At 34.7% G+C, this 22,939-nt stretch carries 20 protein-coding genes, 1 tRNA gene and 2 pseudogenes; 5 read left to right on the top strand and 18 right to left on the bottom strand.

The features are described 5' to 3' along the window. Positions 1-40 precede the first annotated feature (40 nt). The 6 genes and pseudogenes from serC to ACGH46_RS04795 all read right to left on the bottom strand — a co-directional run bounded on the left by serC (position 41) and on the right by ACGH46_RS04795 (position 7,841). Positions 41-1,126 (bottom strand): 3-phosphoserine/phosphohydroxythreonine transaminase, encoded by a 1,086-nt coding sequence (gene serC, locus ACGH46_RS04820; protein ID WP_267352275.1) that lies wholly within the window; start codon positions 1,124-1,126, stop codon positions 41-43. A gap of 199 nt (positions 1,127-1,325) precedes the next feature. Then, positions 1,326-2,702: an argininosuccinate lyase gene (gene argH, locus ACGH46_RS04815; RefSeq protein ID WP_411604466.1), complete on the bottom strand. Its 1,377-nt coding sequence runs from the start codon at positions 2,700-2,702 to the stop codon at positions 1,326-1,328. A gap of 291 nt (positions 2,703-2,993) precedes the next feature. Then, positions 2,994-4,211, bottom strand: a pseudogene (locus ACGH46_RS04810) (argininosuccinate synthase); the annotation flags it as partial. A 122-nt stretch (positions 4,212-4,333) separates the two neighbouring features. Then, positions 4,334-5,113, bottom strand: a complete 780-nt coding sequence (gene argB / locus ACGH46_RS04805; protein WP_267352278.1) for an acetylglutamate kinase — start codon at positions 5,111-5,113, stop codon at positions 4,334-4,336. A 71-nt stretch (positions 5,114-5,184) separates the two neighbouring features. Then, positions 5,185-6,195 (bottom strand): N-acetyl-gamma-glutamyl-phosphate reductase, encoded by a 1,011-nt coding sequence (gene argC, locus ACGH46_RS04800; protein WP_411604462.1) that lies wholly within the window; start codon positions 6,193-6,195, stop codon positions 5,185-5,187. Positions 6,196-6,377: 182 nt separating this feature from the next. Continuing rightward, positions 6,378-7,841, bottom strand: a complete 1,464-nt coding sequence (locus ACGH46_RS04795) for an aminoacyl-histidine dipeptidase (protein WP_411604459.1) — start codon at positions 7,839-7,841, stop codon at positions 6,378-6,380. Between the two features lie 150 nt (positions 7,842-7,991). Here ACGH46_RS04795 and gpt point away from each other — a divergent pair, with 150 nt between their 5' ends. From gpt to proA, 4 genes are all read left to right on the top strand, one after another. After that, complete coding sequence (gpt, locus tag ACGH46_RS04790; protein ID WP_220217131.1) at positions 7,992-8,525, top strand: xanthine phosphoribosyltransferase; 534 nt, start codon at positions 7,992-7,994, stop codon at positions 8,523-8,525. Positions 8,526-8,555: 30 nt separating this feature from the next. Next, on the top strand, positions 8,556-9,812 hold the full coding sequence (frsA, locus tag ACGH46_RS04785; RefSeq protein WP_411604457.1) for an esterase FrsA: 1,257 nt from the start codon (positions 8,556-8,558) through the stop codon (positions 9,810-9,812). 24 nt (positions 9,813-9,836) lie between these two features. Then, positions 9,837-10,949 (top strand): glutamate 5-kinase, encoded by a 1,113-nt coding sequence (proB, locus tag ACGH46_RS04780; RefSeq protein ID WP_411604454.1) that lies wholly within the window; start codon positions 9,837-9,839, stop codon positions 10,947-10,949. A gap of 182 nt (positions 10,950-11,131) precedes the next feature. Next, the gene (gene proA, locus ACGH46_RS04775; RefSeq protein WP_411604451.1) at positions 11,132-12,385 is read left to right on the top strand and encodes a glutamate-5-semialdehyde dehydrogenase; all 1,254 of its coding nucleotides are present in this window, start codon (positions 11,132-11,134) and stop codon (positions 12,383-12,385) included. 47 nt (positions 12,386-12,432) lie between these two features. Here the strand turns inward: proA and yegQ are convergent, their stop codons facing one another. The 4 genes from yegQ to ACGH46_RS04755 form a co-directional block, all read right to left on the bottom strand. Beyond that, positions 12,433-13,776 carry a tRNA 5-hydroxyuridine modification protein YegQ gene (gene yegQ / locus ACGH46_RS04770; RefSeq protein ID WP_267359846.1) on the bottom strand — a complete coding sequence of 448 codons (1,344 nt, stop codon included), beginning with the start codon at positions 13,774-13,776 and terminating at the stop codon, positions 12,433-12,435. A 287-nt stretch (positions 13,777-14,063) separates the two neighbouring features. Further along, positions 14,064-14,255 (bottom strand): thermostable hemolysin delta-VPH, encoded by a 192-nt coding sequence (locus tag ACGH46_RS04765; protein ID WP_065557694.1) that lies wholly within the window; start codon positions 14,253-14,255, stop codon positions 14,064-14,066. A 599-nt stretch (positions 14,256-14,854) separates the two neighbouring features. Then, complete coding sequence (locus tag ACGH46_RS04760) at positions 14,855-15,154, bottom strand: hypothetical protein (protein ID WP_411604448.1); 300 nt, start codon at positions 15,152-15,154, stop codon at positions 14,855-14,857. A 6-nt stretch (positions 15,155-15,160) separates the two neighbouring features. Next, entirely contained in the window at positions 15,161-16,075 is a 915-nt protein-coding gene (locus tag ACGH46_RS04755) for a hypothetical protein (RefSeq protein ID WP_411604446.1), read from the bottom strand. A gap of 261 nt (positions 16,076-16,336) precedes the next feature. Here ACGH46_RS04755 and ACGH46_RS04750 point away from each other — a divergent pair. After that, positions 16,337-16,471: pseudogene (locus ACGH46_RS04750) on the top strand (integrase); the annotation flags it as partial. 81 nt (positions 16,472-16,552) lie between these two features. Here the strand turns inward: ACGH46_RS04750 and ACGH46_RS04745 are convergent. From ACGH46_RS04745 to ACGH46_RS04710, 8 genes are all read right to left on the bottom strand, one after another. Continuing rightward, positions 16,553-16,626, bottom strand: a tRNA-Cys gene (locus ACGH46_RS04745). A 338-nt stretch (positions 16,627-16,964) separates the two neighbouring features. Further along, entirely contained in the window at positions 16,965-17,573 is a 609-nt protein-coding gene (locus ACGH46_RS04740; RefSeq protein ID WP_267352286.1) for a YiiX/YebB-like N1pC/P60 family cysteine hydrolase, read from the bottom strand. Positions 17,574-17,664: 91 nt separating this feature from the next. After that, positions 17,665-18,075, bottom strand: a complete 411-nt coding sequence (locus ACGH46_RS04735; protein ID WP_267378808.1) for a DUF4878 domain-containing protein — start codon at positions 18,073-18,075, stop codon at positions 17,665-17,667. Positions 18,076-18,397: 322 nt separating this feature from the next. Then, positions 18,398-19,111 (bottom strand): tRNA pseudouridine(65) synthase TruC, encoded by a 714-nt coding sequence (gene truC, locus ACGH46_RS04730; RefSeq protein WP_411604443.1) that lies wholly within the window; start codon positions 19,109-19,111, stop codon positions 18,398-18,400. Positions 19,112-19,124: 13 nt separating this feature from the next. Beyond that, positions 19,125-19,943, bottom strand: coding sequence for a pyridoxal phosphatase (locus ACGH46_RS04725; protein ID WP_267352289.1), 819 nt, complete (start codon positions 19,941-19,943; stop codon positions 19,125-19,127). A 123-nt stretch (positions 19,944-20,066) separates the two neighbouring features. Further along, positions 20,067-20,672 (bottom strand): recombination mediator RecR, encoded by a 606-nt coding sequence (gene recR, locus ACGH46_RS04720; RefSeq protein WP_267352290.1) that lies wholly within the window; start codon positions 20,670-20,672, stop codon positions 20,067-20,069. Between the two features lie 129 nt (positions 20,673-20,801). After that, complete coding sequence (locus ACGH46_RS04715) at positions 20,802-21,485, bottom strand: response regulator transcription factor (protein ID WP_267352291.1); 684 nt, start codon at positions 21,483-21,485, stop codon at positions 20,802-20,804. After that, the gene (locus ACGH46_RS04710; protein ID WP_411604440.1) at positions 21,466-22,935 is read right to left on the bottom strand and encodes a sensor histidine kinase; all 1,470 of its coding nucleotides are present in this window, start codon (positions 22,933-22,935) and stop codon (positions 21,466-21,468) included. The genes ACGH46_RS04715 and ACGH46_RS04710 overlap by 20 nt, the downstream gene beginning before the upstream one ends. Positions 22,936-22,939: the final 4 nt, after the last annotated feature.

The following is a 22,939-nucleotide window of genomic DNA, read 5'->3' as shown; positions in this document are numbered from 1 at the left end:
GGGAAGTACTCCCCTTTTTTATTCACAAAATAAATTTTAATTATCCATTTTGAGCTTCAAATTGTTTCATAAACTCAATTAAGTAATTCACACCTTCAATATCCATCGCATTATAAATTGATGCTCGCATTCCACCGGCAATACGATGCCCTTTTATACCAATAATATTGGCTTGCGTTGCTTCACTAACAAACTTTTTATCTAACTCTTCATTGGGTGATAAAAACGTTACATTCATGATGGATCGATTATTTTTAGCCACAGTGTTTCGATAAAAGTCTGACTGATCAATAAATTGATAAAGTTGTTGCGCTTTAGCATGATTGCGTTTTGCCATCGCTTCTAATCCGCCAAGTTTTTTAATCCATTTAAAAACTAGACCTGACATATACCAAGCAAAGGTTGGCGGAGTATTAAACATAGAATCGTAATCGTTCAACACTTTATAGTCTAAAACGGAAGGCAGAATAGATTTAGCATGACCAAGAAGATCTTCTCGGACAATAACAATGGTAATACCTGAAGGACCTATATTTTTTTGGGCACCTGCATAAATGATACCATAACGGCTAACATCAATAGGTTGAGATAGAATAGAAGAAGAAAAATCAGCCACTACAATTTTATCGTCAAAATTAGGTTCTTCAAATATTTCGATACCATCAATGGTTTCATTTGGGCAATAATGGACATAAGCCGAATCACTATTTAAATACCAATCAGACATAGGTTTAACTGATGTAATTCCTGCCTGTTTAATAACAATATTTTGTTCGATAACATTGCAATATTTTTTTGCTTCTTTAGCTGCACATTCACTCCAATATCCACTATTGATGTAATCAGCACTGGTTTTATTCCCTAAAATGTTTAAAGGAACAGCTGCAAATTGTGCGCGAGCCCCACCCTGACAAAATAATATTTTATAATTATTGGGTACTTTTAAAATGTCACGCAAATCATTGGTTGCTTCAATCGCACATTGATCAAATTCTTTGCCTCGATGACTTAATTCCATCACCGAAGCGCCCGTATTTTGCCAATTTAATAATTCAGCCTGTGCTTGTTGTAAAACATCAGCAGGTATTTTAGCCGGACCTGCACTAAAGTTATAACTCTTACTCATTGCAATTCACTTTAATCCTTCAAAAAATAGACATACATTTTTACACTGTCTGGCAAGATATACAATCAGATTTTTATCAAGATTTTTTGAATAATCGCCGTCAAATTTGTTTTGTATATTTGATAAGATTATTGAGTAATAAAAACAGTGATAATATAAAAAGCCAGCAAAATACTGGCTAAACAAGTGGGATGAGCAATTAAATTGCTAATTGTCGTTTAGCATTTTCAATCGCCATTTTTACTTGGTCTGGTGATACGCCCCCTTTTGCACAACGTTTGGCAAGACAAGATGCCAAAGACAAAATTGGGTAAACATCATTGTCGATTACCGAACTAAACGCTTTTAGTTCTTCTAATGAGAGTTCTTCTAAAGCTTTTTGTTTAGCGATAGCACCGACCACGGCCTCACCCACAATATGATGGGCTTCACGAAATGGTATACCTTTAGCAACTAAATAATCTGCCAGTTCAGTCGCATTTGAATAGCCTTGTTTGGCGGCTTCTCGACATCTATCGCTATTAATTTTGATATCTTCCAATACTAAAGCGGCCATATCTAAGCATTCAAGCCATGTATCTAGAGCATCAAAGAGATGTTCTTTATCTTCTTGTAGATCTTTATTATAAGCAAGCGGTAATCCTTTAAAAGTGACAATTGCACCAGTTAAAGCCCCCACAACTCGCCCGACTTTTCCTCGAATTAACTCTAAAGCATCCGGATTTTTCTTTTGAGGCATCAATGAAGAACCAGATGTAACACGATCAGACAATTCAACAAAATTAGCTTCACCGCTATTAAAAATAATCAAATCTTCTGCAAAACGTGATAGATGTACCATACCAATTGAAGCGTTATTTAATAATTCCAGAATATGGTCACGGTCAGAAACAGCGTCTAAACTGTTATTTGTTGCTTGAGCAAACCCTAACCAGCTTGCAAGCTCCTCCCGATCCATAGGATAAGCGGTACCGGCTAGTGCCCCACTACCTAATGGACTCACATCCAAACGTGTTAACGTATCTTGTAAACGGCTCACATCACGCGTTAACATCTCATAATAAGCAAGGCACCAATGCGCAAATGTAATGGGTTGTGCTCGTTGTAAATGGGTGTAACCTGGCATCACAGTCTCTTGATGCTTGTCAGCCGTATTAACTAAAGATTGTCTTAAGTGATTAATGGCTGAAATCAACTGTTGAATTTCAGATTTGCACCATAGTTTTAAATCGGTAGTAGATTGGTCATTACGACTTCGTCCTGTGTGTAATTTTTTACCAAGATCGCCCACTTTTTCAATTAATTTGTGTTCGACCCAACTGTGAATATCTTCAGCATCACTTTCTAAAATTTGATGAGGATTGTGTTGAACACTGACTAATAATTCATTTAAGGCTTTTTCGAGTTTTTTTTGCTCATCATAGGATAAGACACTAACCGTGACCAATGCTTTAGACCAAGCTATAGATCCAATAATATCTTGCTCAGCAAGACGATAATCAAAGCGCAAAGAATCATTAAAATGTTTAAAATGTTGATCTGCTGCTTGGCTAAAACGCCCACCCCATAATGCCATACCTACCTCAAATATTTATTAATCAATTTTAATTGCTAAACAATCTGAATTTATTGTTCTTATTTTGTATAAAATAGCTAACAGAGTATAAAAGAGATATATACAGGACATAGCCTATATATATCTTTTATCTCACTTATCTAGATCAATATCAAAAAATTACTTTTCCGATTTTTTTGTTGTTTTAGATTTAGTTACTTCTTTGGTTGCTGCTTTAGCTTTACTCTCCGTTTTTACCTTTTTTGGTGAATCAGATGTTTTTGTAGCAGCTTTAGCTTTTTTAGCTGGCTGTTTTTTCTTTTCTTCATTCAATGCTCGAATGCGTGAAGATAAAGAAAATAATCGAATAAAACCACCAGCATGGCTGTGATCATAAACCTCATCTTCTCCGAATGTAGCAAACTCTTCGTTATATAAGCTATTCGGTGATTTTTTCTGCACTGCGGTAGCACTGCCTTTATAAAGCTTCACCACAACTTCACCTGTCATATCTTCAGCTAATACATCGGCTGCTGCTTGAATAGAACGACGATAAGGGGCAAACCAACGACCATCATAAACAACATAAGCCATTTCAAGACCTAACTGCTCACGCCATTTGAAACTATCACGATCTAAAATCAACTGCTCAAGCCCTCGCAAAGCGGTCATCATAATGGTACCACCAGGCGTTTCATAACAACCACGTGATTTGATTCCTACTAAACGATTTTCAATAATATCGACCCGACCTACTCCATGTTTAGCACCAATTTTATTCAATGTGGCAACACAGTTGTAAGGCGAAAGTTTTTTACCATTAACTGAAACTACCTCACCTTTTTCAATACCAATAGTCACAAGTTCAGGTTTATTTGGTGCATCTTCAGGAGAAACCGTCCAAGCCCAGCAATCTGCGTTTGCTTGATTCCAAGTACTTTCAAGAACGCCACCTTCGGTTGAGATGTGCCAAGCATTTTCATCACGACTGTAAATTTTTTCGACCGTTGCGGTTGTTTGTATTTTTCTTACTTTTAAATAGTCAATTAAGGCTTCACGTGAGCGTAAATCCCACTCACGCCAAGGTGCTATCACTTTTAATTGGGGAGCAAGCGCGGTATAAGTTGTTTCAAAACGGACTTGATCATTACCTTTACCTGTCGCACCATGGCAAAGCGTATCGGCGCCAACTTCTAACGCATATTCGACTTGTGCTTTAGCAATAATTGGACGTGCCATTGATGTACCAAGATAATAAGTTCCTTCGTATAAAGCACCGGTTTTTAAGACTGGGTAAACATAATCTTTAACAAATTCTTCTCGTAAATCGACCACTTTACATGCTACAGCGCCAGAAGCTTTGGCTTTCTTTTCAACATCTTTCAATTCTTTTGGATCTTGACCGACATTAGCCACTAACGCATAAACTTCACATCCACCATAATTTTCTTTTAACCAAGGAATAATAGCGGATGTATCTAAACCACCTGAATAGGCTAAAACGACCTTTTTTGTGCTACTTTTTTTCATGTTATACCCTTTCTTAATTAACGACGATCGACAAATAAGTTAAAAAATCTTGAAACCTACATCACTTTTTTTCTTAAAACAGTTATAATGATAACCGATGTAATATAATATCTGATCGCTATTTAAGCAATAATTCTTGTGCCCGTTATACCGGATTTTCCATTAAATAATTCTATTAGCTTATCCGGTTCTTTCCAACTTGCTATATCAATTCCCCTGCCTAACGCTTCAGCAGCTTCAAATGCAGAATTAACTTTAACTATCATGCCATCAGTAATCACCCCATTAGCGATAAGTTGATCAGCTTGTGATTGTGTTAATGATTCAATGCGCTGTTTATTCTCATCTAAAACGCCAACTACATCAGAAAGCAAAATTAAATCAGCATCTAATGTTTTAGCTAACGCCACTGCTGCATGATCAGCGTTAACATTCATCATTTGGCCTTCATCTGTTATACCAATTGAACTTACGATCGGTAAATAACCGTTTTTTATTAGAAGATTCACTAAAGTTGGATCCCCAGCCTGAGCTTCACCAACATACCCGAGCTCTTCCGAAATCTGCTTAACTTTGACGCTATCACCGTCCGCTAAACAGAGCCCTATACTTGGTATATGCTGTTTTTTAGCTTCAGAGAGTAAAGTGGTATTTGCGCTACCGGCAAGACTACCAACAATCACATCAATTTGATCTGCCGGCGTGACCCTTAATCCATTACGACGAACAACGGGGATCGATAACCTATCCATTAAGGAATCAACGACACTGCCCCCACCGTGTACAATAATTAAAGGACGGTTAAAATTCTGTTTATAATCACGAATAACTAAAAACAACTTATTGAGTGCATCTTTATTATCGAGTAGTACTCCGCCAAGCTTAATAATTAATGGTTTCATTTCAATTCCCTATTAACTTAGATTATCGTTAACCGTTATTCATCTTAATTTATCGATAAATATCCCAATTTTCAAAGTAACGCTGTTGTTTCATCAAAACCAAATCGAATATTCATACACTGCACAGCTTGTGCTGCTGCACCTTTCAATAAGTTATCTTCCACTGAAATTAAAATTAAATGTCGTCCTTTTAAAACAAATCCTATATCACAATAAGGTAATCCAACGACAGCTTTTAAAGCTGGCCAATCTTTTTGATAAACTCTAACTAAAGGCTTATCGATGTAATACTTATTTAAAGCCGAAAGAATATCATTAGAAGACACATTGGCTTTTACAAGGCAGGTTATCGTAGCGTGAATACCTTGTTTAAAACATCCTAAATGAGGGGTAAAAATGACCTCTTGACCTAGATGCGTTGCAATTTCAGGTTGATGACGATGAGTAAACAATCCATAGGCATGTAAGCTGACTTCACAAAATAAATTATTATGTGAAGGTTTACGCCCTGCACCACTTACTCCACTTACCGCATTGATGACAGGTAATTGCGATTTATCTATTAAATCTTCTTCAATTAATGGCTTTAAAGGTAACAAACTGGCCGTTGGATAACAACCGGGAACGGCAATTAATTTTGCTTGTTTAATTGCATTAAAATTCCATTCGGCTAAACCATAAATCGCTTGGTCTAACCATTGTTGATGTTGATGAGTAAAACAATAAAAATCTTGATAAAATGAGGAAGAATTAACACGAAAAGCACCCGACAAATCAAAAACCGTACAGCCATGCTCTAAAAAATAAGGGGCGATAGCATGACTAACAGCATGCTCAGTTGCCAAAAATACCAAATCGATATCATTAATTAAAAAAGAATAATCTGAGGTTGCAATCAAAGGTAAATCAACCACCCCTTTTAATTGAGGATGAAGATTATAGTCTGAGATAAGCTTTCCCCCATCTTGACTATTTTCTGAAACCGTTAAAGCAACAAGTTCAACATGTGGGTGTTTAGTCAAGTAATAGGCTAATTTTGCACCTGCATAACCACTCGCTCCAACAATAACCGCTTTTAACATACCATTCCTATAATTTATTATTAAATAATGAATATATAGTAGGTTATTTATTAAACCGACACAAGCCCTAAAATGAATTTTTATTCACTTTTTGTGAATTTAATTTCATTTATCGATTTAAAGTAATGTTTAAGACAGTTAAAAACCTGCCGACGACGATCCGCAGGTTTTTTAAATTGATACTATTTCAAAAGTGTTGCTGATTTTAAAATTGCAATAAGTAGATCCCAATAACGATGAACGCTTTGAATATTCACTTTTTCATCAGGAGAATGAGGAGATACAATTGTTGGCCCAATCGAAATCATATCCATATCAGGATAAGATTGCTTAAATAGACCACATTCTAGCCCAGCATGTATTACCATAATTTTTGCTTTTTGCGAAAAAAGTTCATGATATTTGTCTTTCGCAAGTTGCAACAAACTAGAATCTAATTTCGGTTCCCAACCAGAATAACCGCCACTAATTTCATAATTTGCATTGACTAATTGACTCAATGAAATTAAGGTCGAAACAACCGCATCTTTAGCTGAATCTACTTGTGAACGGATTAAAAAATTTATATAGAGTTGATTCTCTTTGATATTCACAATGCCTAAATTTAAAGATGTTTCAACGACGCCATGTATTTGATTACTCATTCTCACCACACCATTTGGTGCTGAGTTCAACCAATTGATGATTTTGTTTTGATGCTCGGTTGTTAATACACGTCTAACTTTAGTTTCATCAACATCACTCAAATTTATTTCAATATTTGGTTCAACGCTACCTAATTCGTTTTTTAAGGTCGATTTGTATTGCTGAATGATTGACTCAAGCTTAGGTAAATCTTGTTTATTCAATGAAATTTCCGCAAATGCTTCTCTTGGGATTGCATTTCGTAATGATCCACCTTGTATATCCGCCAATCGAAATGAAAAGTCCTGAGCATACTCCGCCAAAAACCTTGCCATAAGTTTAATGGCATTACCTCGCCCAAGATGAATATCACACCCAGAATGCCCACCTTTTAAACCTTTTAATGAGATACGCATATAACAATCATGTTTTTCTGGCATAACAGCATAAGTAATCGCGAACGTTGTGGTAAAATCAACGCCTCCAGCGCATCCTGTAAATATTTCACCTTCATCTTCAGAATCGGTATTAATTAAGTATTTGCTTTTAAGCCAATTAGGTTGAAGACCAAATGCCCCGTGCATACCGGTCTCTTCTGATGTGGTAACAAGCACTTCTAACGGCCCATGCTCAACAGTCGGATCAATTAAAACAGCTAATGCGGAAGCCAGCCCAACACCATTATCAGCTCCTAAAGTTGTTCCTTTAGCTTTGACCCATTCACCGTCAACATAAGCTTGAATAGGATCAGTCAAAAAATCGTGTACTGTGCCTTCATTTTTTTGAGGAACCATATCCATATGGGCTTGTAACGCAATTGAAGGACAATGTTCCAAACCTTTGGTTGCTGGTTTTGTTAACAAAATATTCCCTGCTTTATCGATTTGATAAGCAATATGATGAGAATTGGCAAAATCAACAATATATTTAGTTATCATTTGTTCATGATGCGAAGGATGTGGAATTTTACAAATATCATTAAAAATCTGCCAAGTAAATTTTGGCTCTAATGTGGAAAGCATAATATATCCTCAATATTAAGTGAGTAATTAATTAATGAGTGGTTTTTTTTGTGTAATCGCTCTATAATAAGGTGCAATTTTACATCTATTTTTAGTCCATTAATATTAATTTATTATATTTACACATTCGATTAAAATTGCGAGTTACTCATGTCAATAGAACAAAATTTAACTGAAGAAGAAATTAAAGCTAAAAAACAGCATAAAGCCGAAATCATCGCTGAAAAAGAAAAATTCAACGTTACCTGGGAAATGTTACAAGCCTATGGACGTCAACTTTCAAAACGTTTATTACCCGCAAATCAATGGAAAGGCATTATTGCAGTAAGCCGTGGTGGTTTAGTTCCAGCTGCGATTCTTGCTCGAGAATTAAGCATTCGTTATGTTGATACTGTCTGTATTTCAAGCTATGATCATGATCATCAGCGTGAAAAACTGATTCTTAAACAAGCTAATGGTGATGGTGAAGGTTTTATTGTTGTTGATGATTTAGTTGATACCGGTAACACCGCTCACACCATTCGTGATATGTATCCTAAAGCACGATTTGTGACTATATTTGCAAAACCGGCTGGTAAACCTCTTGTTGATGATTATGTTGTAGATATTGAACAAGATACTTGGATTGAGCAGCCTTGGGATACCGGTGTCATGTTTGTTAAACCAATTAGTGATCATGAATAATTAATCTACCACAAGGGATAATTGGCTGTTATGTCAGCGACTAAAAATCTATCAGAACAGATATTTAAACAGCAATATGATTATCCAGAAACTTCGGGGCTTATTAATCGTATTGATTACAGTGACGGTAGTAGTATTAGTCCGTTAGACGGCGACCTAGATTCAAGATGGTATAGAATTATCAATCCCATTTTGTGGTTTTGGCGTGGTTTGCCAAAGCTTGAAGTTGAAGCAGTTTTATCACGAATTGCTGCTTCAACTAAAAAACACACCAATGATAAATGGTTAGATTCAGTTATTAGTTATCAACCTGGTAATTGGATTTACGAATTTTTGAATCAAGCTGCTGAATGGTCAGCAAAAGCCGATGCTATCGATCCCACCAATTTAAGCGAAGACGATAAAAAAAATCTAAATACTTATTATTTGATTGCAAGCGAATATGCAAGTATTGCAAGCTATCCTCATTTTAAAAATGACGAGTTAGCGATGTATGCCCAAACATGTGCATATCAAGCTTATACAAAAGCACTCAATTATTCCCCTTATAAGATTAAAGAACTTGAATTCAAAGTTGAAGATCGGAATATCAAAACGCTACTTCATTTACCTAAAACTGAAGGTACTTGCCCTGTCGTTGTGATCTGTAATGCACTTGGTAATTTGCAAATTGATTTTTATCGATATTTTAGTGAATATTTAGCACCGCAAGGCATTGCGATGTTAACTGTGGATTTACCCAGTGTTGGATACAGTCGTAACTTCACTTTAACTCAAAATAGTAGTCAGATTCATCAAGCCATTATTGAGCAACTTTCTACCGTGCCTTGGGTGGATAATAATCGTTTAATTGTGGCAGGTTTTCGTTTTGGTTCGCATATTGCAACACGATTAACCTATTTGATGCCAAATAAAATCAAAGGATTATTTAATTTTACACCTTTAGTTCATCAAATTTTCACTGATAAAGAACTACAAAAGAATCTACCTAATAGCTACAAAGATATGCTAGCTAGCCGTTTGGGATTACCGCTAATATCCAACCAACAATTAGCCGCCGAATTAAATTATTTTTCACTAAAAAATCAGGGTCTTTTAACTCGAGCTTGCCCAGTTCCTGTGATGAATATTATTTTCGAAAATGACGTGCTTAGTACCTTAACTGAAGCAAAACTTATTCATTCAGCCAAGCAAAATAAAATTATCACTATTCCAAAAACACCATTACAAAAAAGTTTACATCAAGCATTAACACAATCAGTAACATGGATGAAGTCTATTTTGTAATACCAGTATAAAATGAGTATTGTTATGACTAACATAAAACAGCAAGTTGTCGTGGTTAAATTGGGTACAAGCGTATTAACAAGTGGGACAAAACAGCTAGATCGTGCACGGATAGTAGAATTAATACGACAATGTGCAATTTTACATCAAGAAGGTCATAAAGTTATTATTGTAACGTCAGGTGCGATTGCTGCCGGACGAGAGTATTTAAACTACCCTAACCTACCTAATACGGTTGCATCAAAACAATTACTTGCTTCTGTTGGTCAAAGTAAACTCATTCAACTTTGGGAACAACTCTTTTCTATTTATAAAATTTATATTGGTCAAATGCTATTAACACGTGCAGATTTAGAAGATCGTGAAAGATTCCTAAATGCTCAAGATGTGTTAAAAGCAATGTTGGATAACCAAATCGTACCCGTTATCAATGAAAATGATGCGGTAGCAACAGCGGAAATTAAAGTTGGCGATAATGATAATTTATCTGCACTTGCCGCTATTTTAGCAGAAGCCGATAAACTTATTTTATTAACTGATATCGAAGGTTTATATACTGCCGATCCTAGATCAGATAAAAACGCTAAATTAATTTCAGAAATCGAACAGATCGACGATCATTTGCGTAGTATCGCAGGCGATAGTGTTTCAGGGTTAGGTACCGGTGGAATGAGCACAAAAATACAAGCTGCCGAAGTCGCAGGAAGTGCCGGTATCGAAGTTGTTATAGCGGCAGGAAACAGACCCAATGTAATTATCGATATCATGAGTAATAAATCGGTTGGCACCCGTTTTCTTGCTCAAAAAACACCATTAGAACATCGCAAACATTGGATATTTGGTGCACCGATAGCAGGAAAACTTATATTGGATGATGGTGCAGTTAATGCAATTTTAAATAATGGAAGTTCCCTTTTACCAAAAGGAATTATAAAAGTTGCGCAAACTTTTTCACGTGGTGAAGTAGTTGATATATGTGATAAATCAGGCAAATCCATTGCCCGAGGAGTCAGTCGTTATAACAGCGATGCACTACAACAAATAGCAGGACATCACTCGTTGGAAATTAGCCAAATTATTGGCTATGAATATGGTTCAGTTGCCGTTCACCGAAATGATATGATTATTAAAGCATAATTTATTAGCAATCTTATTTAAATACAATACACTAATAATTATTAGGCTTAATAATTAAGATAAAATCAATTGATTTAAATTCATAAATACCAATAATAAGGCAGAAAATCAGCATAATGCTTTAAACGTATATTTTGCGTTTAACCAATATTAAGAATTAAAAAATCTAAAAAGGTCTCATCATGTTAAACCAAATCGGAAAAGCAGCAAAACAAGCTGCATACCAATTAGCACAATGCCCTACTGCTGCTAAAAATAAAGTACTTACGGTCATTGCCGATTTATTAGAAGCACAAAGTACCCTGATTCTAACAGCTAATGCGCACGATATAAAATTAGCAAAAGAACAAGGCTTAAGTGATGCTATTGTTGATCGTCTACTGCTAACCCCTGAGCGATTATCATCGATTGCCAATGATGTTCGTAAAGTTATCACATTGAAGGATCCTATAGGTGAAATTATTGATGGGTCAACGTTAGACAGTGGTTTAAAGTTACAACGTCACAGAGTGCCATTAGGTGTAATTGGTGTTATTTATGAAGCTCGTCCAAATGTAACCATTGATATCACCTCGCTTTGCTTAAAAACAGGTAATGCTGCGATACTCAGAGGTGGCAAAGAAACGCTCAAGACTAATATGGCGATTATTTCTGTTATCCACCAAGCCTTATCACAAGTTGGATTACCACAAACCGCCATACAATATATTGACAATCCTGACCGAAAATATATTAACGAATTACTTAAACTCGACAAGTATATTGATATGATTATTCCAAGAGGTGGCATGGCACTCCATCAGTTATGCCGTGAACAATCTACTATACCTTTCATTACAGGTGGAATTGGTGTTTGTCATATTTTTGTTGATGAAAGTGCTGATTTTGATAAAGCTTTAGCCATTATTATTAATGCCAAAACACAGCGGCCTAGTACTTGTAATACGCTGGAAACATTATTAGTTCATCATAAAATTGCACCAATGTTTATGCCGATATTAAGTCAAATAATGACGGATAATGAGGTTACCTTACATGCAGATAAGCGCACAATTGAAATGTTAAACTCAAATAAAGCTAATGTGTATCCGATAAAAGATGAAGAGTTACGTCAAGAATGGCTATCAAAAGACCTTAATGTTGTTATCGTCGATTCCCTCGAAAATGCAATAGAACATATACGAGAATATGGAAGTGGTCATTCAGAATCAATCTTAACCCGTACCCTAACTAATGCTGAACAATTTGTTAATCAAGTCGATGCAGCAGCGGTATATGTCAACGCCTCGACACGTTTTACCGACGGTGGACAATTTGGCTTAGGCGCTGAAGTGGCTGTAAGTACTCAAAAATTACATGCCAGAGGCCCTATGGGACTTGAAGCACTAACAACCTATAAGTGGATAGGTATTGGGGATGATTTAATTCGTCAATAAATCTGTATCAACTGTTCAGTAACACCTGACAGTTGATACTTCAATATTTAGTCAAAATTACGCATTAATAATGCATAATTTAAATCGATTTCTTCTGGGATTGGAATATAAACAATATGCCCATCACCTAATCCCGCTGGCACTGGTTGCCCTTTTTTATTCTCCATACGTTCAATAGTAAAAGTCATGTTACCTTTTGGTGTCATCATCTCAACACTATCACCCACTGAGAACTTATTCTTAACAATAATTTCCGCTAAACCATTTAGACGTTCACCACTAAATTCCCCCACAAACTGTTGTCTGTCGGATACCGAATGACTGTGAACATAATTTTGCATATCTTCATGCTTATGACGACGCAAAAAGCCTTCGGTATAACCGCGATGCGCTAAAGAATCAAGTTCAGCCAACAAACGAGGATCAAATGGCTTACCTTCGCTTGCAGCATCTATCGCTTGACGATACACTTGTGCCGTTCTTGCACAGTAATAAAAGGACTTGGTACGCCCTTCAATTTTCAATGAATGGACACCTATTTTAGTCAAATCTTCTACTAGTTCTACCGCTCTTAAATCTTTAGAATTCATGATATAAGTTCCATGCTCATCTTCGAATGCTTGCATGTATTCACCCGGTCGACCAGATTCTTCTAACATAAATACTTTATTTGTTGTTTGACCAATGCCAAGTGTAGGTTCAACTTGTTGTACCGGTATGGGCTCATATTTATGTACAATCTGACCTACTTCATCTTCTTTTCCTTCGGCAACTTTGTATTCCCAACGGCATGCGTTAGTACAAGTGCCTTGGTTAGAATCTCGTTTATTAATATAACCAGATAACAGACAACGCCCAGAATATGCCATACAAAGTGCACCATGGATAAACACTTCTAATTCCATCTCAGGAACTTTTTCACGTATTTCGGCAATCTCATCAAGAGACAGCTCTCGAGACAACACAACACGTGTTAGTCCCATTTGATGCCAAAATTTAACGGTTGCCCAGTTAACAGCATTGGATTGTACCGATAAATGAATTTCCATTTCCGGAAAATGCTCACGAACAAGCATAATTAAACCCGGATCAGACATAATGAAGGCATCGGGTTTCATATTGACAATAGGTTCAAGATCACGAATAAACGTTTTAAGTTTCGAATTATGAGGTGCAATATTCACCACCACATAAAACTTTTTACCCTGTGCGTGGGCTTCGTTAATGCCGATAGCTAAATTTTCATGATTAAATTCATTATTGCGAACACGCAAACTATAACGAGGTTGACCGGCGTAAACCGCATCTGCACCATAAGCAAACGCATAACGCATATTTTTAAGAGAACCGGCAGGCGAAAGTAACTCAGGTTTTGGGTATAAATTTGTCATTAAAAAATGCCTCTGATTTCAAGTCAGTATTACTCAGCAGTAATAGGTTAAGCAAAATAGGTGGGCATTTTACGCTTTAGGCTAGAGCTTGGCAAATTTATTTAAAGATGAACTTAACAAATCCTAACTTGATAGGATTTAATACGATTTTCATCAAAAATGATGATTAAATTCAAATCAAATTGTTCAAATAACTAATTCTTTAATGATTGGAACAACGATAAGAATATACCATATATCGTAAACTAGAAAATAAATGGTTTTCACTTTATTTAACTATTCATCTTTTAGATTTCTTTATTAATAAGAGGGAAATACTCTTCCCAACGATACTCTCTGATTGGCATAGGCTTTTCGTTCACAAAATACAACACCAAAGCGGGTTTAATTCCATTCCAATTATCCACAAACTCATAGCCAAGAAGAAAACCATCTTTGATTAATTTTTTTGCTTTTGCATGATAATTAAAGTAGCTCATAGTAGTCAAATCAAGAATACCTATAATTGACTATTATTTGTACTCTTTTTTGAGCAATATAGCAATCAGTTTAAACAAAAATTAATGAAAATAGCGTAAGATTAAGTTTGAAATTTAGAATATGAGTTGATTAGAAATTTAATGGAGGCGCGTCCCAGAATCGAACTGAGGTAGACGGATTAGCAAACCGGTGCATTAAACCAACTCTGCCAACCCTCCCAATAAAAACGGCAACCGACATTAATTAAAAAATTATGAAACAAACAAAATGTGCCGATTGCCAAAAACTGGGTATAAAAAAAGCCCCGAACACGGAGCTTATAAATGTGAAATTTTTGAATATTAATTTTTTGATATTAGCAAGGAATGAAGTCTTTTAATGATCATTAAAATAGTTAATAGTAAATTAATGGTTACAAAAATTATTAATGGCAAAAACAACAAACGATTTATACTCAATTCAATTTCAGTCCAAGGAATGTCTAATATAAATTTACTACCCATTGAATATACTAGGCATAACATAATCAAAAATAATGAAACAATCATTGAATAGCTGATATTAAAATATAAATCTTGGAGTAAGCTTGATTTCAATTTCAACATTGAATCGTTCTTATTTTATCATCATTTAATTTTTCATTAACCTTACCAACCTGATCATAAACCAAGACCAGAACGCTTAATAGTAAGGCCGTGAATATCGAGCCGAAATTAACGAGCAACGAAATAATATCAATGCTTAAAAATATACCCCAAAAACTACCTAATATAGCAACTAGCGCTGGTAGAACAAAAAAAGTCACGATATCACTAAAATCCAGCTTTTTTGTACTGGCATTATAAAGTGTTTTAATGTGCCCCTTAATTAAAGAGCCTATATTTATTTTGGAATTCATAATTTATCAACCTATAGACAACCCAGGATACATGTGTTGAGCGTACTCCTTTGAGATTCTTATACACCACTTTTGCATTGATTCAAATACAGGAACTCCGCCAACTATTTCAACATCATCATCTAACTCAATTTCGCACATAACATTGGTTGCTTTTTTGCCAATTCTAAATGTTCTTTTTTTACCACCCAATTCAACAACGCTTTTTATTACCCCCGAATTTTCAGCTAGCACTTCAATCACTTTTAACTTATCGCCTTTACCGATGAAATCTCTCAGCCTCCCCAAAGATTTATTTTTCTTTGGTTTGATAACCAACTCTTGCTCTTCATGTCCCAACAGCGTTAATTGGTCTGTGATATCTTTGCAACCTTCAAATTTAACACATCTAATTTCAGTTGTTCTGGCATCCAACCAAGAATTAAAGGCTTTGTCATATGATAAAGGATTCATTTGTAAACTTTGATTAGTCATACTGTTAAAATACTTAGAAAATAAAGAATAAAATAAGGTTTTCACACCAGAACTTCGGTAATTAGATGTTAATACAATAGCCTCATCAAAGTTTTTTGGTATAAAAAAATACATAAAATATTTTATAATTTCAGCATTTTCTTGAGCTTTTTCGAAATCAACTTTACCTGTTTTTATATCAATAATATCTGTTTTGATTCCATAAACACCCACAGAAAACCATATTGATATAAATCTTTGTTCATCATCAAAGAACAAATTTTCAAATCGATACACTTGCTTTGAATCAGATTTATCATGGTAATCTCGATTTTTTTTAAAAAAATCTTTCAAAAGTTCAAATAAATCATATCCAGCAATATTATTAAGAGGCGAATAATGATTTCCTTTAGGGCCCATAATGTTTTTATTATAACTACGGAATAAATATGGAGAAATTGAATACATTTTCTTAATTTCATTTTATTAACAATACAAAATATATTTAACAGTATAGTTTATATTTTAACTATTTTATATATTAAATTTATAGAAAATTATATTTATTTATAACCAATTTTGTGTTAGTAGTTAAATCTTTAACAATGGAGTATTTCGATGTTTGTTAATGCTGATTGCTGGAATGGGCATAAAAAAACCGACTTTTGTCGGCTTAATTACATTGTTGAGTAACGAATTTATTATCATTACCCTGAATTTGTTTTATTTTCAGACTACGAAGGTGCGACCAAAGATAAGCAACTATTTAGTGGTCACAAAACTGAAGCGCAAGTTAATACATATGACAGAAAAGTCAAAGTTACACCGACGCTAAACCCACCTCAGAAAGAAGATTTATTCTAACTGTATATTCTAAGTATATTCTAAGTGGTTTAAATTTTGAGCGATTATTTTTTTAATTTATTGATTTATTTTATATTTTAATGGAGGCGCGTCCCAGAATCGAACTGAGGTAGACGGATTTGCAATCCGCAGCATGGCCACTCTGCCAACGCGCCGTTGAGGTCTAACTGAATAGGTGGCAAATATTAGCATTGGCATGTTTATACGTCAAGAATAAATAGTTTATAATTACAGCAGTCACAAAAGTTATTTAATCTCACTGCCCTTTTCGATAATTATTCATCCAAATTTCAACATATAATAGACATAAATATAAAAAATTAAATTTAGTGATCAGCAAAAATCAATTAGTCTATTACGTTTTAAAAATGGTATTCACTTGCTTACGGATTAACTAAAAAGGCGGTTGATAACGACTGATGTCAGTACTTAAAACAAAAAAACCAATAACCGTGAATTATCAGAACTGTCTTTACCAGCTTTGTTTATCTGATTAATTTTCAGAATAGTGATAGATCCATGTGATACCCTCATAGTCTGCGAAGGCACTCGGAAATAAGTAAATGCCATTGAATAAAGGAAAGTTAGCATACTTCCATTCTAAATTAAACTGCGGATAGATTTTGACAATGGCGTCATAAAGCAATGTAGTGCAATATAAATGATCTTCATCACGACTAGCTAGTACAAACGGAGCACCTTGTTTAGTTAATAGTTCTGCAACTATCAATTGTTGTTGTTGATCAGATAAAAAATGGGGTCTTGCTATCGCATACTTCTGCGCAAGTGAAGGCGTAGTAAATTCGTCAATTGTTGAAATAATAACTTGATTTGGTAGATTTTCATTATCGCCCGTTGTTGCATGAATTACTCTAACTTCTGGCTCAGTTGCAATAATAAAACCAATATGAGAAAAATCACCCCCGCCTAATTGATTAATAACCAAGCTATCAATTTGTACACCTTTGCGAAAAATCCAATCCCCTACTTTTATAAGTGGAATAAAGTTAGATTGAGCATCTAAAGAATCAGCTGATACCGTTTTTGTCACTAAATTAGAACAAAACAGTATAACAATAAAGACATAATGGCAAAATTTCATGACAATTTAAAAATTAGTTAATCATAATTGAAAAAGGGTAACCATTGATTTACCCTTTTTTATTTTCGTTATTAAATACTATTCTTATGATTTATTTCATATTGACAAGCCATTTACCATCAATCTTTATCAAATCTAAACTAGATTTCTTTTGAGCACCATCTTTAAATGAAACAGTGACTTCAACTTGAGCTTTTGTTTTATCGGTATTATATTCAGCAGGTGAACTAACGATTTTATCAATTCCGCCATGGTTTTTTGCCATTTTTGCAGATTCATCTAAAACACTCTTAAATTTACTTTTTAATAGTATTTTTACATCAACTCCATCTTTTTGCATATCATCAGAAATATACAATAAATCCATAAAGGTATCCATATCAACGCTATAACCAGCTTTTGTAAATTTTTCTCCAACGGCTTCTGGAGAATCATTATTGGTACAGGCAAAAACCATAAGCGATAACATAAAAATACCCAAAAATTTTACAACTAATTTCATTTTTTTTTCCCATTAACAGAATATTAACGACATAAATCTATTCGAATTCCTTTTCAAGGTAGCATAAATCGATTTACAAACTTGAAAAGGTACAAAATCATACTATGTAATATTTTAATTGAAAAGAAATAAGTAAAATTTTATTAATTATTCTTAAGTAATCAAAAACAAAATCGTTATATTAAATTACATTTTAATACTTTATTTACTCCGTTTTTTAAATGGACTTAATGACCCTGTTCATTTGTATTATTAATAGAAATTGAAGCAACTTGCACTGAAATAACACCAAATTATCTAATAAAAATATGAAATAAATTGATTAAATCAATTCAAAATTATTCAAAATAGATTGCCAGTTATCATCTAAATCAGCTTTAATCGTGATTGGACACAGCGTTAGAGGGTGAATAATATTTAGTGAACTTGCATGTAACATTAGTCTTTTAATACCAAAGTAAGCAGTAAAGGCTCGATTTTGATGAAGATCACCATGTTTACTATCACCTAAAATAGGATGAAATATATGTTTCATGTGGCGACGTAATTGATGTTTTCGACCGGTTTGGGGTTTTAATTCCACAAAACTAAATCTTGCTGTATCAAATTTACCAACTTTAATCGGTACTTCGATCTTACTGATACCTCGATAAAAGGTAATTGCATCTTGTGCGGGTTTATTCGGTGTTGAGAACTTATCGGCAATTTTATCCAGCTCCTCAACTAATGGATAATCAATTATCGCCTCACCTTCAACATAACCACGAACAATTGCATGATACGTTTTTTCAATTTGTTTAGTTGCAAACTGTTGTGACATTAAACGAGCCGTTTCACTAGATAAAGCAAACAATAATACCCCAGATGTAGGACGATCTAAGCGATGAATAGGAAACACATGTTGCCCAATCTGATCTCGCAAAGTTTGCATGACAACCGTTGTTTCATGTTTATCTAACCAACTGCGATGCACAAGCCAACCGGATGGCTTGTTAATCGCAATTAAAGCATCATCTTGATAAAGAATTTCGAACATTATTTAACAAATACTATAAAAACAGTTTTTCAAGTTCACTCGCAATACTGGTACTGTTATTGTCACCAATAACATGGTCGGCTTTGGCTTTCACTTCATCATCTGCGTTGCCCATCGCAATACCCAGCCCCGCCAATGTCAACATTGAAATATCATTATAGCTATCACCAAATGCGACGATTTCACTAAGATCGATATTTTCGTGATTAGCCCAATGCATTAAACCATTTCCTTTTGTATTGCCCTTCACGGCGACATCAGCGCGATTCGACCAAGACCATTCGCATGAAAATTGATTAAGTGCTTCAACAGCATCCGAAAATTGTCGTAATGCAGGCAGATCATGACTACTTGTGGCAAATTTGTAAACCGCTCCTGCTTCGTCAATTACCTTATCAAAGCTATCTACTTTTTTAATCTCAGGTTGTAAAAATGAAGGCAACGAATTTACCCATTTAAAAAAACCTTCTAAATGATCATCGAGCACTTCATAAGTCATCATTTGGTCAGTGTAAATAAGCGTATGAATACCATATTGATTGACCAAATTAAGCAATGTTTTTGCTTGCTCTTTTGTCATGGGTTTACCGGCAAATGATTGCTGTTTTTCAAAATCATACAGGTAAGATCCATTACAACAAATTGCAGGTGTTGATAATTTAAGTTGATAATAATACGGATAAATAACAGAATGGTGACGACCAGAAACTAAAATAACTTTAACACCTTTGGCACTGATTTTTTCAATCATCGCAACTGTCTCAGGTAAAATTAGACGATTACTGGCAAGTAAAGTACCATCCATATCAAAGGCAACGGCTTTATACTTCATTTTATTCCTCTTTCTATCTTCAAATAACTATTCCTACACCCTTTTACATCATTCGATTTTGGCTAATTTAACGAATGATTTGGTAACTAATTAGAAAATACTGATGCTTAATCTACAACCGATTTACCATTCAATTTTTTGACGACCAACAAACGAGTGCGATAACGTTGTACCGTCTACCATTTCAAGTTCTCCACCAACTGGCACGCCATGAGCGATACGGGTTGCCGTTACATCAAACTCTGCACACATTTGAGCAATATAGTTGGCGGTTGCATCCCCTTCAACTGTTGGGTTCGTCGCTAAAATAACCTCACTGATCGTTTCTGAAGATAGTTTGTGCTTTAATAGATCAAGACCAATATCAGTTGGACCAATACCATCTAAAGGAGAAAGATGACCTAACAATACAAAATAACGACCACTGTATTGACCGGTTTGTTCAATAGCAACGATATCTGCTGGGGTTTCAACAACACAGAGTTGACCGCTACTTTGACGACGAGCATTGGCACAAATGGTACAAATGGATTGTTCAGTAAAAGTTCGGCACTCTTGGCAATGACCGATATTAATCATCGCTTCATGAAGTACGTGAGCCAATTTAATACCGCCTTGTCGATTACGCTGTAATAAATGGAAAGCCATCCGTTGTGCAGATTTGGGACCAACGCCAGGTAAGCAACGTAATGCTTCCATGAGTGATTCTAATAATGGGCTAATTTGCATAAATTCGTTTAGTTATCACAATAAATACATTTAGCGTTAATAATACCTCTTTTCAAGCTTTGATAAAACAACAATTACATCGCTTTTAAATTTCAATTCAGGCAGAACGATTTAATAAATCACCCGATTTTAATGTCGATAACCGAAGCCATGAATGGTTTTAATTAAAACAGGATTCAATGGATCGAGTTCAATTTGTTTACGTAATTTAGAGATATGCTGATCAAGTGTTCGACTATTTGGTGAATAATCATATCCCCATACATAATCAAAAAGCATATCCCTTGTCACAACTTGATTTTGATGTTGATATAGGCAAGATATAATTTTGATTTCTCGAAGTGAAAGCTCGATTACTTGTTGATTACGTTTTGCACATAACTCGATTGGATAAACCGTCAAATCACCAAAATAAAAAAATTCATCGTTTATATGGTTAGCATGTTTTAATTTTAAATAACGTTTAGCAATAGCTTTGATTCTTGCTCGAAGTTCATGAATGCCAAAAGGTTTACTCATATAGTCATCAGCGCCAAGCTCTAAACCAATAACGCGATCGATTTCTTCATCTTTAGCGGATAAAAAAAGAATCGGTATATCATCATCTAATTTTCGAATCTCACGACAAACACAATACCCATCCATTTCGGGCATCATAATATCTAAAATGATAAAATCAGGTTTATCCTGTTTAAACAATTTAAGCGCAGTTTTCCCATTTTCAGCTTGAAGGATGGTATAACCTTCTTGTTGTAAAAGATCCGACATTCCTTTACGAATGTTATGATCATCCTCAGCGATTAAAATCTTCATGCACATGCTCCGTTAAAATTAATGAAAACGCAGTACCCGGATTTTCATTGGTTACCTTGATAGTACCCTGCAATTGCTGCGCTAATTGGTTGGCAATAGTAAGCCCAATTCCTGTTCCCGAAACGCCTTCGGTAATGGATGAATTTATCCGATAAAAGGGTTTAAAAATTTTCTTTAATAGATGCTTAGGGATACCACGACCATAATCCCGCACGGTGATAATAGTCTGTTTATCATTAGTCGTCAGTGATAAATCAACATTTTTGCCATTTACGGCATATTTTTCAGCATTGCTTAAAAAATTACTTATGATTTGCATCACACTATCTTCATCGGTAAAGATAGTGTGATTTTTATTCGAATTTAAAATCAAATTCAGTTGCAATGATTTTGTTTTAAGAACGGGATTGAAAGTTTGAAAAACTCGCTCAATGAGCAACGTTAAATTAACGGCTTTAAAATTCTGTTTAGCTGGCTTACTTAAATTAAGTACATTTTGCACTAAGCGAGTTAATCGCTGACTTTCACTGGTGATCACATCCAAATATTCAGGTACAGGAAAAGGTTCATCGATTAACTGTTCTTTTAACATTTCTGAATAAAGTGTGATATTAGTTAATGGCGTTTTAAACTCATGTGAAACTTGCCCAACAAAGCTAACTTGTTGTTTAGCTAAACGAATCGCTCGTGTATATTCTCGATAAACATAACAAACGATACCAATAACTAACACAATAAACAAAAATAATATTCCACCACCTAACCAATAAAAAGTAACAAAGTTTGGTGATAAATAATAATAAGTTAATTGCCAATTCTGTAGTGGATAGTCAAGCATCACATTAATGTCATTGATTGTCGAGTAACCATGAACATAGATTTGTTTTGAACCATCATAAAGACTGAAATTATCATCGATAGATTGATCTTCAAATAACCGAATAATATCTAACGCAAATTTAATCGTTGATAGCTCAAATCCCTTGATAATGTTACCCTTTTTAGACCAAAAAATCAGATGATCATAAGACTGATACCAGCCCGAGGTTGGCTGAGATAATTCACTGGAGGAATTGGGATTGATTAAAATTGCATTATCATACTTAATCGACTCAACAAATTTAACCCATTGCAGATCGTTACTATTACTGATATAAACAATGTTATTATGGCGAATTTCGAAAGCATTTTTAATATCCGATTGTGATTCTAACAGATTATCAAACGTACCTACGCCCTTTTCCAAAAGTTGAATTAAGCTAATCAAATCAACAGAACGCTGATTTAACAGCGATTCAATCGATGATTTTATATTCTCCAACCGGCTTTGTGCTAACATTCTTTGCTGATGTTGGCGCATTAAAACTTCATGTTCAATACTACGCCAACCAAGATAGCTAAGTGCCATTACAAATATTATACAAGAAAGAATCGCTGCTAATTGTTTCATACTT

Origin of the sequence: Gilliamella sp. CG22 (assembly GCF_046635725.1) — a bacterium.
Lineage (GTDB): Bacteria > Pseudomonadota > Gammaproteobacteria > Enterobacterales > Orbaceae > Gilliamella > Gilliamella apicola_I.
This window is presented reverse-complemented; position numbering and strand designations above follow the sequence as displayed.

Bases quoted from the DNA above. Each gene is read 5' to 3' on its own strand.
- serC (WP_267352275.1), bottom strand. From the start codon at position 1,126: ATGAGTAAGAGTTATAACTTTAGTGCAGGTCCGGCTAAAATACCTGCT.
- argH (WP_411604466.1), bottom strand. From the start codon at position 2,702: ATGGCATTATGGGGTGGGCGTTTTAGCCAAGCAGCAGATCAACATTTT.
- argB (WP_267352278.1), bottom strand. From the start codon at position 5,113: ATGAAACCATTAATTATTAAGCTTGGCGGAGTACTACTCGATAATAAA.
- argC (WP_411604462.1), bottom strand. From the start codon at position 6,195: ATGTTAAAAGCGGTTATTGTTGGAGCGAGTGGTTATGCAGGTGCAAAA.
- ACGH46_RS04795 (WP_411604459.1), bottom strand. From the start codon at position 7,841: ATGCTTTCCACATTAGAGCCAAAATTTACTTGGCAGATTTTTAATGAT.
- gpt (WP_220217131.1), top strand. From the start codon at position 7,992: ATGTCAATAGAACAAAATTTAACTGAAGAAGAAATTAAAGCTAAAAAA.
- frsA (WP_411604457.1), top strand. From the start codon at position 8,556: ATGTCAGCGACTAAAAATCTATCAGAACAGATATTTAAACAGCAATAT.
- proB (WP_411604454.1), top strand. From the start codon at position 9,837: ATGACTAACATAAAACAGCAAGTTGTCGTGGTTAAATTGGGTACAAGC.
- proA (WP_411604451.1), top strand. From the start codon at position 11,132: ATGTTAAACCAAATCGGAAAAGCAGCAAAACAAGCTGCATACCAATTA.
- yegQ (WP_267359846.1), bottom strand. From the start codon at position 13,776: ATGACAAATTTATACCCAAAACCTGAGTTACTTTCGCCTGCCGGTTCT.
- ACGH46_RS04765 (WP_065557694.1), bottom strand. From the start codon at position 14,255: ATGAGCTACTTTAATTATCATGCAAAAGCAAAAAAATTAATCAAAGAT.
- ACGH46_RS04760 (WP_411604448.1), bottom strand. From the start codon at position 15,154: ATGAATTCCAAAATAAATATAGGCTCTTTAATTAAGGGGCACATTAAA.
- ACGH46_RS04755 (WP_411604446.1), bottom strand. From the start codon at position 16,075: ATGTATTCAATTTCTCCATATTTATTCCGTAGTTATAATAAAAACATT.
- ACGH46_RS04740 (WP_267352286.1), bottom strand. From the start codon at position 17,573: ATGAAATTTTGCCATTATGTCTTTATTGTTATACTGTTTTGTTCTAAT.
- ACGH46_RS04735 (WP_267378808.1), bottom strand. From the start codon at position 18,075: ATGAAATTAGTTGTAAAATTTTTGGGTATTTTTATGTTATCGCTTATG.
- truC (WP_411604443.1), bottom strand. From the start codon at position 19,111: ATGTTCGAAATTCTTTATCAAGATGATGCTTTAATTGCGATTAACAAG.
- ACGH46_RS04725 (WP_267352289.1), bottom strand. From the start codon at position 19,943: ATGAAGTATAAAGCCGTTGCCTTTGATATGGATGGTACTTTACTTGCC.
- recR (WP_267352290.1), bottom strand. From the start codon at position 20,672: ATGCAAATTAGCCCATTATTAGAATCACTCATGGAAGCATTACGTTGC.
- ACGH46_RS04715 (WP_267352291.1), bottom strand. From the start codon at position 21,485: ATGAAGATTTTAATCGCTGAGGATGATCATAACATTCGTAAAGGAATG.
- ACGH46_RS04710 (WP_411604440.1), bottom strand. From the start codon at position 22,935: ATGAAACAATTAGCAGCGATTCTTTCTTGTATAATATTTGTAATGGCA.